The 20,900-nt window shown below is 39.7% G+C and carries 21 protein-coding genes; all 21 read left to right on the forward strand.

Translation table 11 applies throughout. From position 1 onward, the window contains the following. The first annotated feature begins 8 nt into the window (after positions 1–8). The 21 genes from ABID56_RS01190 (at position 9) to ABID56_RS01290 (ending at position 20,898) form a co-directional block, all read left to right on the forward strand. Positions 9–638, forward strand: a complete 630-nt coding sequence (locus ABID56_RS01190) for a chemotaxis protein CheC (RefSeq protein WP_354218583.1) — start codon at positions 9–11, stop codon at positions 636–638. Further along, positions 635–1,132 (forward strand): chemotaxis protein CheD, encoded by a 498-nt coding sequence (locus ABID56_RS01195; protein ID WP_354218584.1) that lies wholly within the window; start codon positions 635–637, stop codon positions 1,130–1,132. Before ABID56_RS01190 ends, ABID56_RS01195 begins: the two co-directional genes overlap by 4 nt. Then, on the forward strand, positions 1,132–1,470 hold the full coding sequence (locus ABID56_RS01200) for a hypothetical protein (protein ID WP_354218586.1): 339 nt from the start codon (positions 1,132–1,134) through the stop codon (positions 1,468–1,470). Before ABID56_RS01195 ends, ABID56_RS01200 begins: the two co-directional genes overlap by 1 nt. Positions 1,471–1,488: 18 nt before the next feature. Beyond that, a complete protein-coding gene (locus ABID56_RS01205) occupies positions 1,489–2,250 on the forward strand; it encodes a FliA/WhiG family RNA polymerase sigma factor (protein ID WP_377946527.1) in 762 nt (253 codons plus the stop codon). 20 nt (positions 2,251–2,270) lie between these two features. Next, complete coding sequence (locus ABID56_RS01210; protein WP_354218588.1) at positions 2,271–3,812, forward strand: flagellar assembly protein A; 1,542 nt, start codon at positions 2,271–2,273, stop codon at positions 3,810–3,812. A gap of 77 nt (positions 3,813–3,889) precedes the next feature. Next, on the forward strand, positions 3,890–4,204 hold the full coding sequence (locus ABID56_RS01215) for a hypothetical protein (protein WP_354218590.1): 315 nt from the start codon (positions 3,890–3,892) through the stop codon (positions 4,202–4,204). A 24-nt stretch (positions 4,205–4,228) separates the two neighbouring features. Continuing rightward, positions 4,229–4,783 carry a DUF6115 domain-containing protein gene (locus tag ABID56_RS01220; protein ID WP_354218592.1) on the forward strand — a complete coding sequence of 185 codons (555 nt, stop codon included), beginning with the start codon at positions 4,229–4,231 and terminating at the stop codon, positions 4,781–4,783. 148 nt (positions 4,784–4,931) lie between these two features. Then, complete coding sequence (gene rpsB, locus ABID56_RS01225; RefSeq protein WP_354218594.1) at positions 4,932–5,684, forward strand: 30S ribosomal protein S2; 753 nt, start codon at positions 4,932–4,934, stop codon at positions 5,682–5,684. A 94-nt stretch (positions 5,685–5,778) separates the two neighbouring features. Further along, positions 5,779–6,663, forward strand: a complete 885-nt coding sequence (tsf, locus tag ABID56_RS01230) for a translation elongation factor Ts (RefSeq protein WP_354218596.1) — start codon at positions 5,779–5,781, stop codon at positions 6,661–6,663. A 78-nt stretch (positions 6,664–6,741) separates the two neighbouring features. Further along, on the forward strand, positions 6,742–7,464 hold the full coding sequence (gene pyrH / locus ABID56_RS01235) for a UMP kinase (RefSeq protein ID WP_354218598.1): 723 nt from the start codon (positions 6,742–6,744) through the stop codon (positions 7,462–7,464). A gap of 2 nt (positions 7,465–7,466) precedes the next feature. Further along, positions 7,467–8,024 carry a ribosome recycling factor gene (gene frr, locus ABID56_RS01240; protein WP_354218600.1) on the forward strand — a complete coding sequence of 186 codons (558 nt, stop codon included), beginning with the start codon at positions 7,467–7,469 and terminating at the stop codon, positions 8,022–8,024. Positions 8,025–8,106: 82 nt separating this feature from the next. After that, the gene (gene uppS, locus ABID56_RS01245) at positions 8,107–8,853 is read left to right on the forward strand and encodes an undecaprenyl pyrophosphate synthase (protein WP_354218601.1); all 747 of its coding nucleotides are present in this window, start codon (positions 8,107–8,109) and stop codon (positions 8,851–8,853) included. Positions 8,854–8,865: 12 nt separating this feature from the next. Next, positions 8,866–9,654 (forward strand): phosphatidate cytidylyltransferase, encoded by a 789-nt coding sequence (locus tag ABID56_RS01250; protein WP_354218603.1) that lies wholly within the window; start codon positions 8,866–8,868, stop codon positions 9,652–9,654. Between the two features lie 24 nt (positions 9,655–9,678). Beyond that, entirely contained in the window at positions 9,679–10,824 is a 1,146-nt protein-coding gene (gene dxr / locus ABID56_RS01255; protein ID WP_354218605.1) for a 1-deoxy-D-xylulose-5-phosphate reductoisomerase, read from the forward strand. A 15-nt stretch (positions 10,825–10,839) separates the two neighbouring features. After that, positions 10,840–12,096, forward strand: a complete 1,257-nt coding sequence (gene rseP, locus ABID56_RS01260; protein WP_354218606.1) for an RIP metalloprotease RseP — start codon at positions 10,840–10,842, stop codon at positions 12,094–12,096. 82 nt (positions 12,097–12,178) lie between these two features. Continuing rightward, complete coding sequence (locus tag ABID56_RS01265) at positions 12,179–13,882, forward strand: proline--tRNA ligase (protein ID WP_354218607.1); 1,704 nt, start codon at positions 12,179–12,181, stop codon at positions 13,880–13,882. A gap of 77 nt (positions 13,883–13,959) precedes the next feature. After that, a complete protein-coding gene (locus tag ABID56_RS01270; RefSeq protein WP_354218608.1) occupies positions 13,960–18,267 on the forward strand; it encodes a PolC-type DNA polymerase III in 4,308 nt (1,435 codons plus the stop codon). A gap of 450 nt (positions 18,268–18,717) precedes the next feature. Beyond that, entirely contained in the window at positions 18,718–19,188 is a 471-nt protein-coding gene (gene rimP / locus ABID56_RS01275; RefSeq protein WP_354218610.1) for a ribosome maturation factor RimP, read from the forward strand. 19 nt (positions 19,189–19,207) lie between these two features. Continuing rightward, positions 19,208–20,311, forward strand: coding sequence for a transcription termination factor NusA (gene nusA / locus ABID56_RS01280; RefSeq protein WP_354218611.1), 1,104 nt, complete (start codon positions 19,208–19,210; stop codon positions 20,309–20,311). A gap of 15 nt (positions 20,312–20,326) precedes the next feature. Then, complete coding sequence (rnpM, locus tag ABID56_RS01285) at positions 20,327–20,599, forward strand: RNase P modulator RnpM (protein ID WP_354218613.1); 273 nt, start codon at positions 20,327–20,329, stop codon at positions 20,597–20,599. After that, positions 20,596–20,898 (forward strand): YlxQ family RNA-binding protein, encoded by a 303-nt coding sequence (locus ABID56_RS01290; protein ID WP_354218615.1) that lies wholly within the window; start codon positions 20,596–20,598, stop codon positions 20,896–20,898. Before rnpM ends, ABID56_RS01290 begins: the two co-directional genes overlap by 4 nt. The last annotated feature ends 2 nt before the right edge of the window (positions 20,899–20,900 follow it).

The following is a 20,900-nucleotide window of genomic DNA, read 5'->3' on the forward strand; positions in this document are numbered from 1 at the left end:
TTTGCGCGATGAATGATTATTTCAACTTTGAACAATTACACTTAGACATATTAAAAGAAATTGGCAATATCGGCGCAGGGAATGCTGCGACGTCTCTATCGCAGTTAATCAATCGCTCTGTTTCGATGACGGTTCCGATAGTTAATATCGTTTCATTTGATGAAATGATGGAAGAAATCGGCGGGAAAGACGAAGTTCAAGCAGCGGTTTTTGTTCAAGCGACCGGTGACATTACCGGCAATATGTTTTTTATGATTCCGCCAGAAGAAGCTGATATTTTCTCCCAATTGATGGTTGGTGATGAAACCCAAAAGGTATCAAACGGTGATGAAATTGCGACATCAGCGTTTCTTGAGCTCGGTAATATTTTAACAGGTTCTTATTTAAGAGCTTTTTCTGATTTTACGAAACTGGACATTAATCAATCAGTCCCGAATGTTGCGATTGATATGGTTGGTGCCATGTTAACACAAGGCCTGCTTGAAATTTCGACGATGTCAGATCAAGCGATTATGATTGAAACCATTTTGCACGATATAGAAGGTTTTGACCAAGATATTAAAGGTCATTTCTTTTTATTACCAAACCCTGACGCCTATGAAACGATTTTTAATGCATTAGGAGTCAGCATGTCATGACACAAGTTACAGAAGTCGTAAAAGTAGGTATTGCCGATTTAAATATTGCTAAACATCCGCAAACGATTATGACAGCTGGTTTAGGCTCATGCATAGGGTTAATCTTATACGATGAAACCTCAAAAATAGCGGGGTTAGTGCATGTGATGCTACCGGATTCATCAATGGCTCGAAATAAATCATTCAAAGAAGCAAAATTTGCAGATACAGGGATCGAGGCTTTATTAAGCTTGCTCGAAAAGGAAGGCGTCCGAAAATCTAGATTAAAAGCAAAGATGGCTGGCGGAGCACAAATGTTTAACACGGCAAACAGTAGTGAGATGATGCGAATTGGTTATCGTAATGCCGAGGCTGTAAGAGCTATACTAAAAGAACATAAGATACCATTAATTGCAGAAGATTGTGGTGGTAACAAGGGTAGGACGGTTGAGTTTTTACTTGATCAATCGTTACTTAAAATTAGAACGATTCAAGAAGGTGTGACATATATCTAATGGCTGGTTCAATTTGGTATAACATTCTATTATCAACCATTATGGCGGTCTATACATTTTTATTATCGATCATGAATAATACACCACAACATTCATTGATTCGTGGTGTTGCTGTTCTAATCGTCACATTTGTTGTCGTATTTCTAATACGGCGTATGGTTAGTTGGATAATAGAAACGAGACGCAGACGTGAAGAAGACCTTATCGTTTCATCAACAGATGATGCAACTCCATTATCTGTAAACGAGACAGAGGATCAAGAGGCGATCGACAGTGAAGAAGCGGCTGAGCGTGTTAGAGCGATGATGCAAGATGAACAAGAACAACGAGAATCTTAATCTTGGGGGTGCGTGGCGTTGAATGAGTCAACAACTTCTATGTCCGCATTGTGGAATAAATGGCAAGAGACGAAAGATCAAGAAGCAGGCAATTTATTAGTTGAACATTATATGCCGTTGGTGGAATACCAGGTTAATCGGATTCATTCCCACCTTCCAAGAAATGTTGAAAAACAAGATGTGAAAAGTTTAGCCTTCATGGGCCTTGTCGACGCATTAGAAAAATTTGATACAGACCGTGATTTGAAATTTGATACGTATGCATCATTTCGAATTAGGGGAGCTATTATCGACGGTTTACGAAAAGAAGACTGGCTTCCACGTTCAGTGCGTGAAAAATCAAAAGAAATCGAACAAGCATATGAAGCACTTGAGCAAACATACCAAAGAGAACCCACTGTTGATGAATTGGCTAATTATGTAAGTTTACCTGCTGATGATGTAGCTGAAGTGTTGAAAGATACTCTATTTGCACACGTTTTATCGATTGAAGAGAAAACATCTGAGCAGGATGATGATACACGAGAGAATTTACGCAATACGATTCCAGACACGCACGAACTTCAACCTGATCAACAACTCATAAAACAAGAAAATATATCAGAATTAGTTCAAACGATGGAACAATTAAATGAAAATGAACAGATGGTCCTAAGCTTATTTTATAAAGAAGAATTGACATTAACTGAAATCGGTGATGTATTAGAATTATCAACATCCCGTATTTCACAAATACACACAAAAGCTATAGCAAAATTACGCCACTTATTATTAGCTTAAGACAAGGGGGTGTCAGTTAAATGGAATTAACTGACTTTATTAAGCTGAAAGTGTCTGATGATCGTTTAACAGCGTCACTCGAAGCCGACATGGATTATATTGAAAGTGTTAAAACAGAACAACAATATAATGAAGAAGCTGACGATGAAAATGATGGTGAAAATGATGCTGATGAGCAGACCGAACAAGAGCATGATCACGGTGATACCATAGTTGAAACAGAACGTGAATGTTTCGATGAGATAGTGACTGTTGACGCTGTACTGACATATGTAGAAGAGCAAGGTGTTCAAGTTCAAGTCGACCGTGAAGCGGTTGAATCATTTTGCGAATTTGTTTTGAATACAGAATCATTTGAAGAAAAAAAATACAGTCAAGCTATAGCTCACGGGCAAGCAGCTGTTGATGGTGACGATGGCTATTTAGATTATCACATTAATTTAATGACAGAAAATACAGTAGATGATTCCGATCAAAAAGTCGATTTTAAAGAAATGATGAAGATTCCCATTGTGGAAATTGACGACCCATTAGTCACATTCGTCAGCCCTACAGAAGGGGAAAATGGAACGGACGTCTATGGTCAAGATATCAAACCAAAGCGCGGAAAAGATGTTAGCTTAAAAACAGGTGAAAATACGAAGTTAAATGACAATAATGCGACGGTTTATGCAACAGATAGTGGACAAGTTACATTTACAGAAAAAGAAATCAAGGTGCTTCCTGTTTATGAAGTCCAAGACAATTTAGACTTAAAAGTTGGTAATATTGATTTTAATGGTTCAATCGTGATCAATGGCGATGTACCAGAAGGTTTTACGTTAAAAGCGCGCGGCGATATTGCAATTCAAGGGGTTGTGGAAGCGTCGTACTTAGAAGCTTGTGGATCTGTCTTCATTAAGGAAGGTGTATCAGCGTTAGGTAAAGGACATATCAAGGCGACATTAGATATTTTTGCGGGCAATGTGAATCAAGCCAATTTAGAAGCGGGTCGTCATGTACAAGTGAACAATTCAATTTTACATAGTGATGTCATTGCTAGAGAGCAAGTGATATGTCAAAAAGGTCACATTATTGGTGGTTCGGTCTCTGGAGGACAGTACGTCGAGGCTAAAGACATCGGTAATCGTATGAGCTCAAAAACGAAGATCTTTTTAGGTGAAAATAAAAAAGCAGTCGAAAAGAAAACCTATATTGAAACACGTATGAAAGAATTAATTGATCAACTCAAAAAATTAAAGGCTATCGGTGACAAATTAGAACAAGTCAAACAAACACGTGATTTATCAAGCAAAGAACGCGTGACATTGCTTCGTCAAAAGCATTCATATGAAAAAGTTAGACTTGAATTAAATGAGTTAAATGATAAATATAAAATTTACGCCAAAGACGAAAATAGCGAAGAAGAAGTAGAACAGTTAATAAAAGTTGTTGTTCATGGTAGAATATATCCAAATGTAGAAGTGAATGTCGGAAAGTATGCCAAAGTATTTGATAAAGAATCCGATAGAGTGTCGGTTATTTTTCAAGATCGTGACTTTTCCGTCAATCCACTCGTTTAATGATGGTCCGTAACAAGATGTCCTTAAATAGGGAGTAACATTATGTTAAAGACCTAAAATATAAAGGAGTCGATCGCATGAGTTGGAAAGCTGTAGAACTACAAGTTGCTCTTCCAAGAACACAAGATGCAGGTCAACTTCAAGATCAATTACAACAACGTGCACAAATTATGCAAGATGTATTAAGCCAAGAACAACTGCGCGAACTAGAACGAAGACGAAAAGCTGTTTTAGAAGCGAATGAAGCAGTGCGAGCAAGCAATGAAGACGATGAAGAATCACAAAATGACGGACAACAAGAACAAGGGCAAGGTCAACAATCTAAACAACAGGCGCCTAAACAATCGATACCTCATCCATATTTAGGTGGACGAGTTGACTTTTCTGGATAGTTAACAAATATAGGTGGTATAACAGTGGAGATATTCAGTCTTATTTTACATGGCGTTGCGTTTATGGCGATTTTATTTTTGTATCAAAAATTACGACAAGCAACTGAAAATGAACGTGAAGCTGATAGACGCATACAGGAAATTGAGGATCTATTCAACTCTTATTTATTAGAAATTAAGGACGAAAACCGTAAATTATTAGATGAAATGTCTAAAATCGAACAACATCCTACAAAGACGACACCCCAACCTTCTGAAACGTTCCAATCACAACATACATCAGAGCCAGTTTATCAACCCCCTCAACAACATGTTTCGCAACGTTATCAGCCATCGTCTCAGACACAGCGTGACGAAACTGAAAAGCAAGCAGGGTATGATATTGCTTCTATCATTGACGAGAAACAAGATTATGTCGAGATTAACCAGCCTGATTATGGACAGTATGAATCACCTCGTCGCGATATTTTTCAATTATATGATCAAGGATACTCAATCGAAGCGATTGCGAAACAGTTAGATATGGGTTATACAGAAGTGGAGCTTATTGTAAAATTTCATTATAAAATGACGCAATAAGGCTTGCCCACCTCATCATAATGTGATATATTTATTTTTGGTGTTAATACACACGTCTGTGGAAGTAAGTGAAGGTGCTCATGAATTGAGTTTCGCTTATGTATGAAGCAGTCGGAGGAAAACAAAAACCAATTAGGAGGATTTTATTATGGCAGCAATTTCAATGAAACAATTGCTAGAAGCAGGTGTCCATTTCGGTCACCAAACACGCCGTTGGAACCCGAAAATGAAACGTTATATTTTCACGGAGCGTAACGGCATTTACATCATTGACCTACAAAAGACAGTTAAGAAGGTTGATGAAGCGTTCAATTTCGTTAAGGATGTTGCACAAGATGGCGGCACAATTCTTTTCGTTGGAACGAAAAAACAAGCACAAGATACCGTGAAGGAAGAAGCAACTCGTGCTGGTATGCATTATATTAACCAACGTTGGTTAGGCGGCACATTAACAAACTTCCAAACGATCGAAACACGTATTAATCGTCTTAAAGAAATCGAAGGCATGGAAGAAGACGGTACATTTGACGTACTTCCGAAGAAAGAAGTCGTTATGATTCTTAAAGAAAAAGAACGTCTAGAGAAATTCTTAGGCGGTATTAAAAATATGGACGGCATTCCAGATGCACTATTTATCGTAGATCCACGTAAAGAGCGTATTGCCGTTAAAGAAGCGCATAAATTAAACATCCCAATCGTCGCAATGGTCGATACAAACTGCGACCCGGATGAAATTGATTATGTCATTCCTGCAAACGATGACGCGATTCGTGCAGTTAAATTAATTACATCCAGAATGGCTGATGCAATTTTAGAAGTTAAGCAAGGTGAAGCGACAGAAGATGTTGCTGAAGACATGACTTCTGAAAACGAAGAAGAAAAAGAAGCTGTTCAAGAGTAAAAGGTTGAGGTGATAAGAGGGAGGACCTTTTATCACCTTTTTTTAAGAGCGAGTCAATAAATTAATCAGTTATTTCCTTAAGGAGGATTTCATAATGGCAATTACAGCGAATTTAGTTAAAGAACTGCGTGAAAAAACAGGCGCAGGTATGATGGATTGTAAAAAAGCATTACAAGAAACGGATGGCGACTTAGACAAAGCAGTTGAATACCTACGTGAAAAAGGTATGTCAAAAGCAGCTAAGAAAGCAGACCGTATTGCAGCGGAAGGGTCAACGCATATCGTTGCAAATGACCAAGCAGCAGCTATGATTGAAGTGAACGCTGAGACAGACTTCGTTGCGAAAAACGACCAATTCAAACAGTTGTTAAACGATTTGGCAAACCATGTTCTTAACCATCGTCCAGCAACAGTTGAAGAAGCGTTTGAACAAACGATTAATGGAACTGAGCAAACAGTAAGCGAGTACATTACATCAGCTATTGCTACGATTGGTGAGAAAATTTCACTACGTCGTTTTGAAGTATTCGAACAAGGTGACAACAGTGCAATCGGTAACTACATCCATATGGGTGGTAAAATTGGCGTTCTTACTCAATTAGATGGTACAACTGATGAAGCTGTTGCTAAAGACATTGCGATGCACATTGCAGCGATCAATCCACAGTATTTATCACGTGATGAAGTGGATCAAGAAATCGTTGATAAAGAACGTGAACGTCTAAAACAACAAGCGCTAGAAGAAGGCAAGCCTGAACATATCGTTGAGAAAATGGTTGAAGGTCGCCTAGGTAAGTTCTTTGAAGAGATTTGCTTACTTGACCAAGCGTTTGTTAAAGATTCTGATCAAACGGTTAAACAGTATGTTGAGTCGAAAGGAGCGACTATCAATACATTCGTACGTTATGAAGTCGGCGAAGGCATGGAAAAACGCGAAGAGAATTTTGCTGATGAAGTAATGAGCCAAGTTAAGAAGTAATGATGTTAAAATAGGGGACACGTGGTGTTCCCTATTTTAAAACAACAATTGATTGCTTACATAATGACGGAGGTAAATATGTCTAAAGCTGATTTCAACCGAGTAGTATTAAAATTGAGTGGGGAAGCCTTAAGCGGTGAGCAAGGTAATGGAATTGACCCACAATTTATCAAATCGATTGCAAGACAAGTGAAAGCTGTCCACGACTTAGGCTTAGAAATTGCCATTGTTGTTGGTGGCGGCAACATTTGGCGTGGTAAAGTAGGCAGTGAAGTTGGCATGGACCGAGCTAATGCGGATTATATGGGGATGTTAGCGACGGTCATGAATTCACTCGCTTTACAGGATAGTTTAGAAAATTTAGGTGTTGAAACGCGTGTTCAAACATCTATTGAAATGCGACAAGTTGCAGAACCATACATTAGACGAAAAGCGATGCGTCATTTAGAAAAGAAGCGTGTTGTTATTTTCGCTGGTGGAACGGGTAATCCGTATTTCTCCACGGATACAACAGCTGCTTTACGCGCCGCCGAAATTGAAGCAGACGTGATTTTGATGGCGAAAAATAATGTTGATGGTGTATATTCAGACGATCCATCTCTTAATACAGATGCCGTTAAATATCATGAATTGAGTTACATGGATGTATTAAATGAAGGTTTAGGCGTAATGGATTCAACAGCTTCATCATTATGTATGGACAATGACATTGCATTAATAGTATTCTCGATTATGGAGGAAGGTAACATCAAACGCGTTGTTACTGGTGAAGAAATAGGAACAATAATTAGGAGGAAATAACGATGAGTGACGAAGTGATTAAAGATTGCCGCGACAAAATGTCTAGCGCTGTAGATGCGTTTTCGAAACAATTAGCAACGGTTCGCGCAGGTCGAGCAAACCCTGCTATTTTGGATACAGTTTATGTTGAATATTACGGTGCACAAACGCCATTGAATCAGTTGGCTAACATTTCAGCACCTGAGGCACGTTTACTTGTTATTACGCCATTTGACAAATCAGCAATGGGTGACATCGAAAAAGGGATTCAAAAAGCTGATTTAGGATTAACACCAAATAATGACGGCAAAGTCATTCGTATTAATATCCCGGCATTAACAGAAGAACGTCGTAAGGAATTAGTTAAAATCACGCGCAAATATGCGGAAGAAGCTCGCGTTCAAGTACGTAATATTCGTCGCGATGCAAACGATGAGTTGAAGAAATTAGAAAAAGATAGTGACATTACAGAAGATGAGCTTCGTTCATATCAAGATGATGTCCAAAAAGAAACGGATAAGCATATTGACAAAATCGATCAATTGCTAGAAGCTAAAGAAAACGAAATCACTGAAGTATAAGTCATCATATGTCATTTAAACAGCTTTCGCTTTAGCGGCGGAAGCTGAATTTTTCTTAAGGATATAATGGAGAGGGATCGATATGCTTTTTCGTTCACAAACAAAGGGTGACGAACAACCGCTAAGTTCTGATAATATACCACGGCATATAGCAATTATTATGGATGGTAATGGACGATGGGCCAAAAAACGCGCTCTTCCAAGGGTCGCTGGTCATCGAGAAGGGATGAAATCGATTGAAAAAGTCGTCAAACGAGCTTCTGATTTGGGAGTTGAGGCGTTAACGCTTTATGCTTTTTCGACAGAAAATTGGAAACGACCGAGTTCAGAGGTTGAGTTTATTTTGAAGTTGCCGTCTCAATTTCTAGATACATATTTGCCTGGCTTGAAAGAAAACAATGTTCATATTTCAACAATCGGTGATTTTGATTCCTTGCCAGACTTCACCAAAAAAGCTGTGAATCAAGCCATTGAAGAAACAAAAGATAATGATGGTTTAAAATTAATTTTAGCGTTAAACTACGGAAGCCGACACGAACTCGTCCAAGCAGCACAAAAAGTGGCCCGGCTTGTTCAAGACGAGTCGATAACGATTGAAGATATAAATGAAGATCTTTTCAGTCAACAATTGTTAACGACAAATGTTCCAGATCCAGATTTATTAATCCGTACAAGTGGCGAAAGACGTCTCAGTAATTATTTATTATGGCAAGTTGCTTATGCGGAGTTTTATTTCACAGAACAACTTTGGCCTGAATTTGATGGTCAAGCGTTAGATGAGGCCATTTTAGAATATCAACATCGAAAACGACGCTTCGGTGGATTGTAGGGATGTGATTGATTGAAGCAACGCGTATTAACTGCGGTCATCGGGTTACTCATATTTATCCCGTTTATCATTTACGGTCAGTGGCCGTTTGTATTAGCGATGGGACTTTTAGCAACGATTGGGTTACATGAACTGTTACGTATGAATAACATGAGTTGGAATAGCTTACCATCTTTATTGTGTTTCGTCTTATTATGGGGCGGTTATATTGATTTATTCTTGGTATCTTTCTCATCACGCTTACCGTTTTCAATAACTGAAGTCGCGTTATTAATAGCTTTTGTTTTACTCGCGTATATTGTACTAGTCAAAAATCGCATCACCTATTCTGATGTAGCATTCATTGTCTTATCGTTTATTTATGTGAGTGTAGGGTTTGCAACTGTAGCTGAAACACGATTATTAGGTCTAGATTATTTATTATTTGTGTTATTGATCATTTGGTTCACAGATACAGGTGCTTATTTAGTTGGCCGTTCATTAGGGAAACGTAAATTATGGCCAGAGATCAGCCCTAAAAAAACAATTGCTGGTTTTATAGGTGGCATTATAAGTGCTATTGTCATTGCGTTATTATTTGAAATGATTCATCCGTTATATGATAATATAGTATCAGTTATTGTCATTTCATTCATTGGCTCCATTTTAGCGCAGATCGGTGATTTAGTTGAATCAGCACTTAAACGAACGTATGGTGTGAAAGATTCTGGCACAATATTACCGGGGCATGGTGGTATTTTAGATCGATTTGATAGTTTAATTTTCATGCTCCCATTTTTACACTTTTTACAATTCCTTTAGATTGAACGTGAATGAGGTATTCAAATGAAAAATATTGTATTATTAGGTGCAACTGGATCCATTGGCGTGCAAACAACGGACATCATTAAAGCACACCCAAACGAATTTAATTTATATGCCATGGCTTTTGGCTCACAAGTCGAAGTAGCAAAACCGATCATTGAGGAGCTTAAACCGAGCGTTGTAATTGTGAAAAATAACGAAGTCAAACAAGCTTTGCTACCTCATATAACGGGGGATGTGACTGTTTATTCGGGTCTTGACGCGTTAAATGAGATTGTTAAAGACCCCAGTGTTGATTTAGTCGTAAACGCCTTGCTCGGTAGTGTCGGATTGGAGCCCACATTAGAGGCTATTCGAGCACGAAAACAAATTGCATTTGCGAATAAAGAGACATTAGTGACAGCGGGTCACCTCGTCATGGAAGAAGCGAAACGTTACGGCGTTGATTTATTGCCAGTAGACAGCGAGCATGCCGCGATTCATCAATGTTTACGTGGCGAAAATCGACAAGACATGAAGCAGATGATTATAACAGCATCAGGTGGCAGTTTCCGTGACCGTAGTCGGGATGAGCTTATCGGCGTGACGAAAGAAGACGCTCTAAAGCATCCGAATTGGAGTATGGGGGCGAAGATTACGATCGATTCAGCATCCATGATGAATAAAGGGTTAGAAGTCATTGAAGCCCATTGTTTATTCGATGTTTCATATGATGATATTGATGTGATTATGCACCGAGAAAGTGTCATACATAGTATGGTGGAATTCGCTGATCAAAGCGTCATGGCGCAACTCGGTACACCTGACATGCGTATTCCGATTCAATATGCGTTAACGTACCCTGATCGTTTGCCATATAACATGTCATCGGGGTTAGACTTAAAATCGTTCGGCACACTACATTTCGAAGAATTGAGTTTTGATCGCTTCCCGTGTTTAAAAATGGCATATGAAGCAGGTCGCGAAGGTGGATCATTACCAACTGTTTTAAACGCAGCGAATGAAGAAGCTGTCCAACTATTTTTAAATGACAAGATTGATTTTTTAGGAATTGAACAAGCAATTTCTGATCAATTAGAACAGCACGATACGATTCAGTCACCTGGTTTAGATACGATTTTACAGATTGATCAAGAGACACGTGAGCGCGTAAGACAGCGTTATTAAAGGAAGGTGCTCGTATTGAATACGGTTATAGCATTTATCATAATGTTCGGTCTGCTCGTGTTTATTCACGAGTTAGGCCACTTAGTATTAGCGAAACGAACAGGTATGTTAGCGCGGGAATTTGCCATTGGTTTTGGCCCGAAAATATTCTCATACCGTAAACATGAGACGTTATATACTGTACGCTTATTACCAATCGGGGGTTATGTTCGTGTAGCTGGTGAAGACCCTGAGATTATTGAATTAAAGCCTGGGCATCATGTTGGGTTAGAGTTTAATGAACAGGGAAGCGTTAATAAAATTATCGTGAACAATAAATCCAATCATCCTGATGCTAAAGTCGTCGAAGTATCAAAAATCGATTTGGATCATGCCTTGACGCTTGAAGCAAATGATCTTGATACAGATGATTTTCATGAATACGATGTCGATCGTCAGGCGTTGTTTGTCATGGATGAAAAAGAAACGTTAATCGCACCTTATGATCGACAGTTTTCAAGTAAATCCGCCTTTCAAAAATTCTTGCAAGTGTTTGCAGGGCCGTTTATGAATTTCGTGTTGGCGGTTGGTCTCTTTATTGCCTTAGGCTTTGCTCAAGGTGTACCTGCTGAAGAAGCCATAATTGGCGATGTAGAACCTGACACACCTGCAGCTAATGCAGACTTTCAACCGGGAGATCAGGTCATTTCTGTAGAGGATGAATCGATCAGTACTTGGCGAGATTTAGTCATGTATGTGCAGGAACGACCAGGCGAAACATTAGATGTAACGCTTGAGCGCGGTGATGACATCGTGACAACATCAGTCGCGCCAGAAGAAGTAGAAGAACAAGGACAAACGATTGGACGGTTAGGCGTAGCAAGACATTTTGAAAAAGCGCCGGGTGATGTTTTTGTTTATGGCTTTACCCAAACGTATGATGTAACAGTCTTAATTTTAGAAGCTGTCGGTCAACTTGTGACGGGTCAATTATCATTAGATGCTCTAGCAGGACCTGTTGGTATTTATTCAGCAACTGATGATGTTGTACAAACTGGCTTTTTCAGTTACGTTATGTGGACGGCAATGCTTAGTATTAATTTAGGTATTGTCAACTTGTTGCCACTTCCAGCATTAGACGGTGGTCGCTTAGTCTTTATCGGACTTGAAGCTATTCGTGGTAAACCGCTTGATCCTCAAAAAGAAGGAATCGTTCATTTTATTGGTTTTGCGTTATTAATGCTTCTCATGATTGCTGTAACGTGGAATGATATCGAACGATTATTTATGTAACACATTAAAATGTATCCGCAGATTACATGTAATTTGTACCGTAATATATGTATTCACGATTAATAATGAGGTGAGATATCGAATGAGACAAAGTAATATGTTAATCCCAACTTTACGTGAAGTACCAAAAGAAGCCGATATTCCGAGTCATCAACTTTTATTAAAAGCAGGTTATATTCGCAAACTCGCATCTGGTGTATATAATTTCTTACCACTTGGAAAACGTGTACTAAGAAAATTAGAGACAATTATTCGTGAAGAAATGGACCGCACAGGTGCACAAGAAATTCAAATGCCAAGCCTACAACCTGCAGAATTATGGGAATCATCAGGTCGCTGGGAGACGATGGGACTTGAATTAATGCGGTTAAACGATCGTCATGAACGCCGATTTGCCTTAGGAGCAACGCATGAAGAAGTCGTGACATCATTAATTGGTGATGAAATTAATTCATATAAAAAATTACCTCTAACGGTTTATCAAATTCAAAACAAATTCCGTGATGAGAAACGACCACGTTTTGGTTTACTTCGCGGTCGTGAGTTTTTAATGAAAGATGCGTACTCTTTCCACGAAACATACGAGTCATTAGATGAAGCTTATGATCAATTATTTACAGCCTATAAACGTATTTTCGAACGTTGTGGCTTGAATTTCCGTGCCGTTATTGCGGATTCAGGTGCTATGGGTGGTAAAGATACCCATGAATTTATGGTGTTATCGGATATCGGAGAAGATACCATTGCTTATTCCGATGAATCAGATTATGCGGCTAACGTCGAAATGGCTCCTGTCCACCAAACATATGAATCGTCTAATGACGAAGCAATGCCATTAGAAAAAGTTGAAACACCGAATGCGAAGACGATGCAAGAAGTCGCTGATTATTTAGATCATACGTTACAAGAAGGTATGAAAGCCATCATGTTCAAAGTCGACGATCGATTCGTGATGGTTGTAACACGTGGTGATCACGAAGTTAACGATGTGAAAGTGAAAAATCTTCTAGATGCCAATATAGTCGAGTTAGCAACAGAGCAAGAAACAATTGACGCAGTAGGTGCAGGGTTCGGATCGTTAGGCCCAATCGGTGTACCAGACGATGTGGAGGTTATTGCAGACCATGCTGTGAAAGCACTCGTCAATGCAACATGTGGTGCTAACGATAATGGCTATCACTACCGTAACGTTAATCCTGAACGTGATTTTTCAGCGACACAGTATGCTGATGTGCGCTTCATTGAAGAAGGCGACCCATCCCCAGATGGTCATGGGACGATTCAATTTGCGAAAGGGATCGAAGTCGGCCACGTATTTAAGTTAGGATCTATTTACGCTGATAAGCTGGGTGCATCTTTCCTTAATCAAGAAGGGCGAGCGCAACATTATATTATGGGTTGTTACGGCATTGGTGTGTCTCGTACTTTAGCAGCTGTCGTTGAACAATTCCATGATGAACAAGGTATGTTATGGCCTGATTCCTTAGTGCCGTTCGATGTTCATATCGTAAATTTAAATATGAAAAAAGACGAACAAGTGACTGTAGCGGAATCCGTCTATGATACGTTACAACATCAAGGATTCGACGTACTTTATGATGATCGTCCTGAACGTGCAGGCGTTAAATTTAACGATAGTGATTTGATCGGGATCACACACCGAGTGACGGTTGGTAAACGTGCAGGTGAAGGTTATGTCGAATACAAAAACCGTCAAACAGGTGAACAACAAGATGTTCACGTTGATGATTTACCTGCGTTTTTATCATCAACAACTCATGCTTAAATAGTTCATACAAACCCTTGTCTATTTGTGTAGGCAAGGGTTTCTAAATCATATGCCTTGCTAAGAGAGGGTTTACAATGGATTTAAATAAACGTGAAAAACTTGAATTGTTATTACAGCAAGTCAATATGCCGCAGGAGGTTGTTGACCACCATTTTTCACAGGCGGTTTTAGAGAAAGTGACTGTTTATAAATCAACGAAGCAATGGGTCTTCCATATACATAATAAAACACCATTTGATTATGAAGTTTTTTCGTTATTTTTGGCAAATTTGCAGACATCTTTCCACCATATTGCAGCCGTTGATGTTGTTGTGACAACAGATGAATCAACGATAACGGAATCATGTTTTCAAGCTTATTGGCATGACTTCATTCATTCAATACATGATTTATTCCCAGCGTACAAAGATTTTATTTGTGAACAAAAACCACAATTAGAGGGCGCCAATGTTATTCTTCAAGCGCGAAATGACGCAGAAGCGAATATGATTAAGAAAAAGCTTGATCCCTTGTTTCAAGACTATTGTGAGAAACGCGGGATGAAAAAGTACCAGATTCAGCTTCAAGTAAACCAGGATGAGGACGCAATTGAAGCGTTTCAACAACAAAAGTTACAAGAAGAACGGTCACTCGTACAAAAAGCGATGCAAGACCAAGCTGAAAAACAAAAGGCGAAAGAAGAAGCTGGCGATGATTCAAGTGCACCACAAGGCCCATTACTGATTGGTTCTGATATTAAGGAAGAGCCTGTCGAAATGCATAACATTTTAGAAGAAGAGCGTCGGATGATCATTCAAGGGTATGTATTCGATGTTGATATTCGTAACTTACGTTCAGGCCGCGATTTATTAATTGTCAGTATTACGGATTACACGGATTCGATCCAAATTAAAATGTTCTCGAAAGGCGATGAGCAAAAAACGCTTTTCGGTCAAGTAGAAGAAGGTATGTGGTTAAAAGCGCGCGGTAGCATTCAAACCGATACGTACACAAACGAATTAATGATGATGGGGCAAGACTTAAATGAAGTGAAAGTCAAAACACGGCAGGACCCAGGTATTGACGGGGAAAAGCGTGTAGAATTACATGCTCATACGACGATGAGCCAAATGGATGCGACCGTATCTGCTGAGAGCTTAATCAAACAAGCGGCTCAATGGGGGCATGAGGCAGTTGCTATTACAGACCACGGCGTCGTCCAAGCATTTCCTGAAGCTTTTAATGCGAGTCAAAAACACGGCGTTAAGGTATTGTACGGATTAGAAGCAAATTTAGTCGATGATGGCGTGCTCATTGCTTATAATGAAGCAGACCGTCCATTAAATGATGCGACGTATGTCGTTTTTGACGTAGAAACAACAGGTTTATCTGCTGCTTACGATAAAATCATTGAATTAGCAGCGGTGAAAGTACATGATGGCGAAATCATCGATCGATTTGAACGCTTTGCCAACCCGCACCAAAAATTAAGTCAAACGACGATCGATTTAACGGGCATTACCGATGATATGGTTCGTGATGCACCGGAAATCGCTGATGTCATGCGCGACTTCCATGAATGGTGTGGAGACGATATATTAGTTGCACATAACGCTAGTTTTGATATTGGTTTTATTAATGCGGCTTATAAACAAATCGATTATCCGAAAGTGACGAATCCGGTCATTGACACATTAGAACTAGCCCGTTTATTGTATCCGAATTTAAAAAATCACCGTTTGAACACGTTGTGTAAGCATTTGAATATTGAGTTAACGCAACACCACCGCGCGATTTACGATGCTGAAGCGACAGGGTATTTATTGTGGAGTTTAGTAAAATCTGCGAAAGAAAAAGATATCGAATCGCACGCGGATATGAATCAATATGTTGGACAAGGGGATGCTTATAAACGGTCAAGACCAAATCATGCGACGATCATTGCCCAAACAGATGAAGGTTTAAAGAACTTATTTAAACTCGTGTCGATGTCCCATATCGATTATTTTTACCGTGTGCCGCGCATTCCGCGATCACAACTTAGAAAGCATCGAGAGGGATTACTCGTCGGTTCTGCTTGTGACCAAGGGGAGCTATTCGATACGATTGCTCTAAAATCAGAAGAAGAAGCAGAAGAAGTCGCTGAATTTTATGATTACATCGAAGTCCAACCACCGATGAACTATTATCACTTAATTGAAAAAGAAACAGCTCAATCAGTGGAACATATTAAGCAATTAATCAAGAAACTTGTTGGAATTGGTGAGAAATTAAATAAACCAGTCGTTGCTACAGGTAATGTGCACCACCTACATTCTCATGAAAAAATTTACCGACAAATATTAATCGCTTCGCAAAGCGGTAATCCGTTAAACAGACAAACGATTCCAAACGTTTATTATAAAACGACAACAGAAATGTTAGAGGAGTTTGCCTTTTTAGGCGATGACGTCGCAAAACAAATTGTCGTGACGAATTCGAATTGGGTAGCTGATCAAGTAGACGATGTAAAACCAATTAAAGATGATCTATATACCCCTAATATCGAAGGAGCCGACGATGAAATCCGCGATATGTGTTATACACGAGCTAAATCGATATACGGTGAAGAATTGCCTGAACTCGTATCGAAACGTCTTGATACGGAATTAACGAGTATTATCGAAAATGGTTTCTCAGTTATTTATCTTATTTCGCAAAAAATCGTTAAAAAATCACTCGATGATGGCTATCTTGTCGGCTCGCGTGGTTCAGTTGGATCTTCTTTTGTGGCGACGATGATGGAAATTACCGAAGTTAACCCATTACCACCTCACTATGTCTGTCCAAATTGCCAACATCATCACTTTTTCACGGATGGTAGTGTTGGTTCTGGTTTTGACTTGTCGAAAAAAGATTGTGAGAAATGTGGGACACCATATCGTCGTGACGGCCAGGACATTCCGTTTGAAACGTTTTTAGGTTTCAAAGGTGATAAGGTACCGGATATTGACTTAAACTTCTCAGGGGAATACCAACCCGTCGCGCACCATTATACGAAAGTGTTATTCGGTGATGATAAAGTGTACCGTGCAGGAACTATTGGGACAGTGGCTGAAAAGACAGCATTCGGTTTTGTGAAAGGCTATGCACAAGATCATCAACTGATGTACCGACAGGCTGAAATCGATCGGTTAGTTAAAGGGTGTACTGGAGTCAAACGTACGACGGGCCAACACCCAGGTGGTATCATCGTTGTTCCGGATGATTACGAGATTTATGATTTTTCACCGATTCAGTACCCAGCTGATGACTCGAGCTCGGAATGGCTAACGACACATTTTGACTTCCATTCGATTCACGATAACTTGTTGAAGTTAGATATTCTTGGGCACGATGATCCGACCGTTATACGTATGCTTCAAGACTTAACAGGACTCGATCCGGAATATGTCCCGACAAATGACCCTGAAGTGATGAAAATCTTCAGTGGTCCTGACGTATTAGGGGTTAGTGAAGATGATATTTTATGTAAAACGGGAACGCTTGGAGTTCCTGAATTCGGGACGCGTTTCGTTCGTCAAATGCTTGAAGATACGAAGCCATCGAGTTTTGCTGAACTAGTTATTATTTCAGGTCTATCGCACGGAACCGATGTCTGGCTTGGCAATGCGCAAGAACTGATCAATGATGGTATTTGTGAGATTGGTGATGTTATCGGGTGCCGTGACGATATTATGGTTTATTTGTTACAAAAAGGCTTAGAATCGTCGTTAGCCTTTACGATCATGGAATATGTTCGTAAAGGACGTGGCCTTAAAGATGAGTGGATCGACGAAATGAAAAAACACGGTGTGCCTGATTGGTATATCGAATCGTGTAAAAAAATTAAATACATGTTCCCGAAAGCACACGCTGCAGCCTATGTATTAATGGCAGTACGAATTGCATACTTCAAAGTGCATTATCCGATTGAATTTTATGCCGCGTATTTCTCCGTTCGGGCTGATGATTTTGATATTGATACAATGGTAAAAGGTAGCGACGCCATTAAACAACGTGTAGAAGATATCTTGAATAAAGGGAATGACGCATCACCGAAAGAGAAAAGCTTATTAACTGTTTTAGAATTGGCTTTAGAAATGACAATGCGCGGCTATTCATTCCAGTCGGTCGACTTATATCGTTCGGATAGTCAACGCTTTATTGTTGAAGGTGACACGTTAATTCCACCGTTTAATGCGATTGATGGACTAGGGACAAATGCGGCCATTAATATCGTGAAAGCACGAGAAGATGGTGAATTTCTATCGAAACAAGATTTACGCGAGCGTTCACGTATTTCAAAAACGGTATTAGAATATTTAGACCATCACGGTTGTTTAAGTGACCTACCGGATGAAAACCAACTATCATTGTTTTAGACTTTGTTACAGTCCGTTGTTGATATTGTGATCCGCTGCCGGTGGACGCTTTCCGCGGGCACGGCACGAGCCTCCTCGGAAGAAAAGCGCTTCCTGCGGGGTCTCGAGACTCGTGCTGTTCCTGCAGGAGTCGGCACCTTCGCTTCTCACAATTTAACAACTTAGTCCTCTATAATTAAAATCAACATTAAACTTTAACAAAGCCTTGTTTTAAAACGATCCGTAAACCTGTGTGAAAGACCGAGTTTGCAACATGTACCTATTTATGGTATATTAATTGACAGAGAAGTAAAAGATACGTTTACGATGAAAGAGTGGGGATTTCCCACTCTTTCCTTTTGTCTGCCCTGCTTACCTCTTAATGACAGCAGGGCGATTTAATGTGAAGACAACAGGTCAGACAGCCTGATAATGCTATACGTGTGAATGATCGAAAAAGGAGGGTATATGATGAGTAACAAAATCGTATCGTTAACTGAAGAGATTGTTCAACCGATTGTTGATGACATGAACTTAGAACTCGTTGATATTGAATTCGTTAAAGAAGGAAAAAACCATTTTTTACGCGTTTATGTCGATAAAGAAGGTGGCGTAGACATCGAGGATTGCGAACAAGTAAGCGAACGCTTAAGCGAACAACTAGATGAACACGACCCGATTGAGCAAGCGTATTTCTTGGAAGTTTCATCACCTGGTGTTGAACGTAAGCTGAAGAAACGAGAAGATTTCGAACGATTTGTTGGCTCGTATATGTATGTGAAAACGTACGAACCAATAGATGGGGATAAAGAATTTTGGGGTGATTTAATTCAGTTTACAGATGATGAATTAACACTTGAAGTAAAAGTAAAAACTCAAACGAAACAAGTGACGATTCCGTATAAAAAAGTCGCGAATGCACATCTTGCGGTGCAGTTTTAATTTAGGGGAGGTTCGACAGTTGAATACAGAATTATTTGAAGCGATGGATCATTTAGCGAACGAAAAAGGAATTGACCGTGACGTACTATATGAAGCATTGAATGATGCTCTCATATCAGCTTATAAGAAAAACTTCAATTCAAAAACGAACGTTCGTGTAGAACTAGATACAGATCACAACACGATGAAGGTGTTCTCACGCCGTGTTGTCGTTGATGAAGTAGAGGATGACGATTTAGAAATCAATTTAGATGACGCTAAAGCAATCGATCCATCATATGAAGAAGAAGATGTTGTTGAACAGGAAGTTACACCACGTGATTTTGGTCGGATTGCAGCTCAGGCAGCTAAACAAGTTGTGACGCAACGTGTTAGAGAAGCAGAGCGCGGAGTCATTTATAACGATTTCGTTGACCGATTAGACGACATTATCATTGGGACAGTACAACGGGTTGATAACCGGTATTTATACATCCATTTAGGTAAAGTGGAAGGGAAACTACCTATAAACGAAGTAATGCCTGGTGAATCATACCAAGTCCATGACCGAATCAAAGTCTATGTGACGAAAGTTGACAATACGAGCAAAGGCCCACAAGTTTATGTGTCACGGACACACCCAGGGTTACTTAAACGTTTGTTTGAAATTGAAGTACCAGAGATCTATGAAGGTATTGTCGATATTATGTCAGTGTCACGTGAAGCGGGTGACCGTTCTAAAATTAGTGTGCATGCAGATGACCCAGAAATTGATCCAGTTGGTTCATGTGTTGGTCAACGCGGGCAACGTGTGCAAACTGTCGTTGATGAATTAAACGGCGAAAAAATCGATATTGTTCATTATTCGGAAGACCCAGTCGTCTATATTTCGAATGCTTTAAGTCCATCTAAAGTTATCGATGTTTTAGTTGATGAAGAAGAACACGCAACGACTGTCATCGTGCCTGACGACCAATTATCATTAGCTATTGGTAAGAAAGGGCAAAACGCTCGTTTAGCAGCTCGCCTTACGGGGTGGAAAATTGACATCAAAAGTGAATCTGAAGCAAACGATGATGGTGTGTTAGATGAATCCGAGGATAACGTCGCGTCGGAGGATATCGAACTAGATGACGAACAATAAAAGGGGGAGATGACGTTGGCTAAACAAAAAAAACAACCTCTACGAAAATGTGTCGTCACACAAGAAATGTTTCCTAAACAAGAGCTGATTCGTGTCGTTCGAAATAAGGAAGGCGACGTATTCATCGATGAAACGGGCAAACAAAATGGCCGTGGCGCGTATTTAAGCAAAGATGCGAAGACGATTGAGAAAGCCAAGCAATCGAAAGCATTGAACCGTCACTTAAATGCAGACATTGATGATACATTATATGATGAACTCTTCCGTTATGTAGGTGAGTCTTCATGAGTCAAGCTTATTTGAACTTTCTCGGTTTAGCCAACCGTGCTCGTAAACTAGTTTTCGGCGAAGAAAACATTGTTGAAAGTATTCGTCAACAACAAGCAAAACTAGTCTTAATTGCACAAGATGCATCGGATAATACGACGAAAAAATTAACCGATAAATGTCAAAGTTATCACGTACCGTACGCGATCGTGACTGATCGCCAAACGCTATCCCAAGCGATAGGTAAAGACGGGCGTGTTGCCATTGCGGTAACAGATCAAGGTTTTGCGACGAAGCTAACTGAAATGTTATCGGAATAATA

Origin of the sequence: Alkalibacillus flavidus (assembly GCF_040545925.1) — a bacterium.
Classification (GTDB): Bacteria; Bacillota; Bacilli; order Bacillales; family Alkalibacillaceae; genus Alkalibacillus; species Alkalibacillus flavidus.

Excerpts from the sequence above, each read along its gene's own strand:
- ABID56_RS01190 (WP_354218583.1), top strand. The coding sequence starts at position 9 with ATGAATGATTATTTCAACTTTGAACAATTACACTTAGACATATTAAAA.
- ABID56_RS01195 (WP_354218584.1), top strand. The coding sequence starts at position 635 with ATGACACAAGTTACAGAAGTCGTAAAAGTAGGTATTGCCGATTTAAAT.
- ABID56_RS01200 (WP_354218586.1), top strand. The coding sequence starts at position 1,132 with ATGGCTGGTTCAATTTGGTATAACATTCTATTATCAACCATTATGGCG.
- ABID56_RS01210 (WP_354218588.1), top strand. The coding sequence starts at position 2,271 with ATGGAATTAACTGACTTTATTAAGCTGAAAGTGTCTGATGATCGTTTA.
- ABID56_RS01215 (WP_354218590.1), top strand. The coding sequence starts at position 3,890 with ATGAGTTGGAAAGCTGTAGAACTACAAGTTGCTCTTCCAAGAACACAA.
- rpsB (WP_354218594.1), top strand. The coding sequence starts at position 4,932 with ATGGCAGCAATTTCAATGAAACAATTGCTAGAAGCAGGTGTCCATTTC.
- tsf (WP_354218596.1), top strand. The coding sequence starts at position 5,779 with ATGGCAATTACAGCGAATTTAGTTAAAGAACTGCGTGAAAAAACAGGC.
- pyrH (WP_354218598.1), top strand. The coding sequence starts at position 6,742 with ATGTCTAAAGCTGATTTCAACCGAGTAGTATTAAAATTGAGTGGGGAA.
- frr (WP_354218600.1), top strand. The coding sequence starts at position 7,467 with ATGAGTGACGAAGTGATTAAAGATTGCCGCGACAAAATGTCTAGCGCT.
- uppS (WP_354218601.1), top strand. The coding sequence starts at position 8,107 with ATGCTTTTTCGTTCACAAACAAAGGGTGACGAACAACCGCTAAGTTCT.
- dxr (WP_354218605.1), top strand. The coding sequence starts at position 9,679 with ATGAAAAATATTGTATTATTAGGTGCAACTGGATCCATTGGCGTGCAA.
- ABID56_RS01265 (WP_354218607.1), top strand. The coding sequence starts at position 12,179 with ATGAGACAAAGTAATATGTTAATCCCAACTTTACGTGAAGTACCAAAA.
- ABID56_RS01270 (WP_354218608.1), top strand. The coding sequence starts at position 13,960 with ATGGATTTAAATAAACGTGAAAAACTTGAATTGTTATTACAGCAAGTC.
- rimP (WP_354218610.1), top strand. The coding sequence starts at position 18,718 with ATGAGTAACAAAATCGTATCGTTAACTGAAGAGATTGTTCAACCGATT.
- ABID56_RS01290 (WP_354218615.1), top strand. The coding sequence starts at position 20,596 with ATGAGTCAAGCTTATTTGAACTTTCTCGGTTTAGCCAACCGTGCTCGT.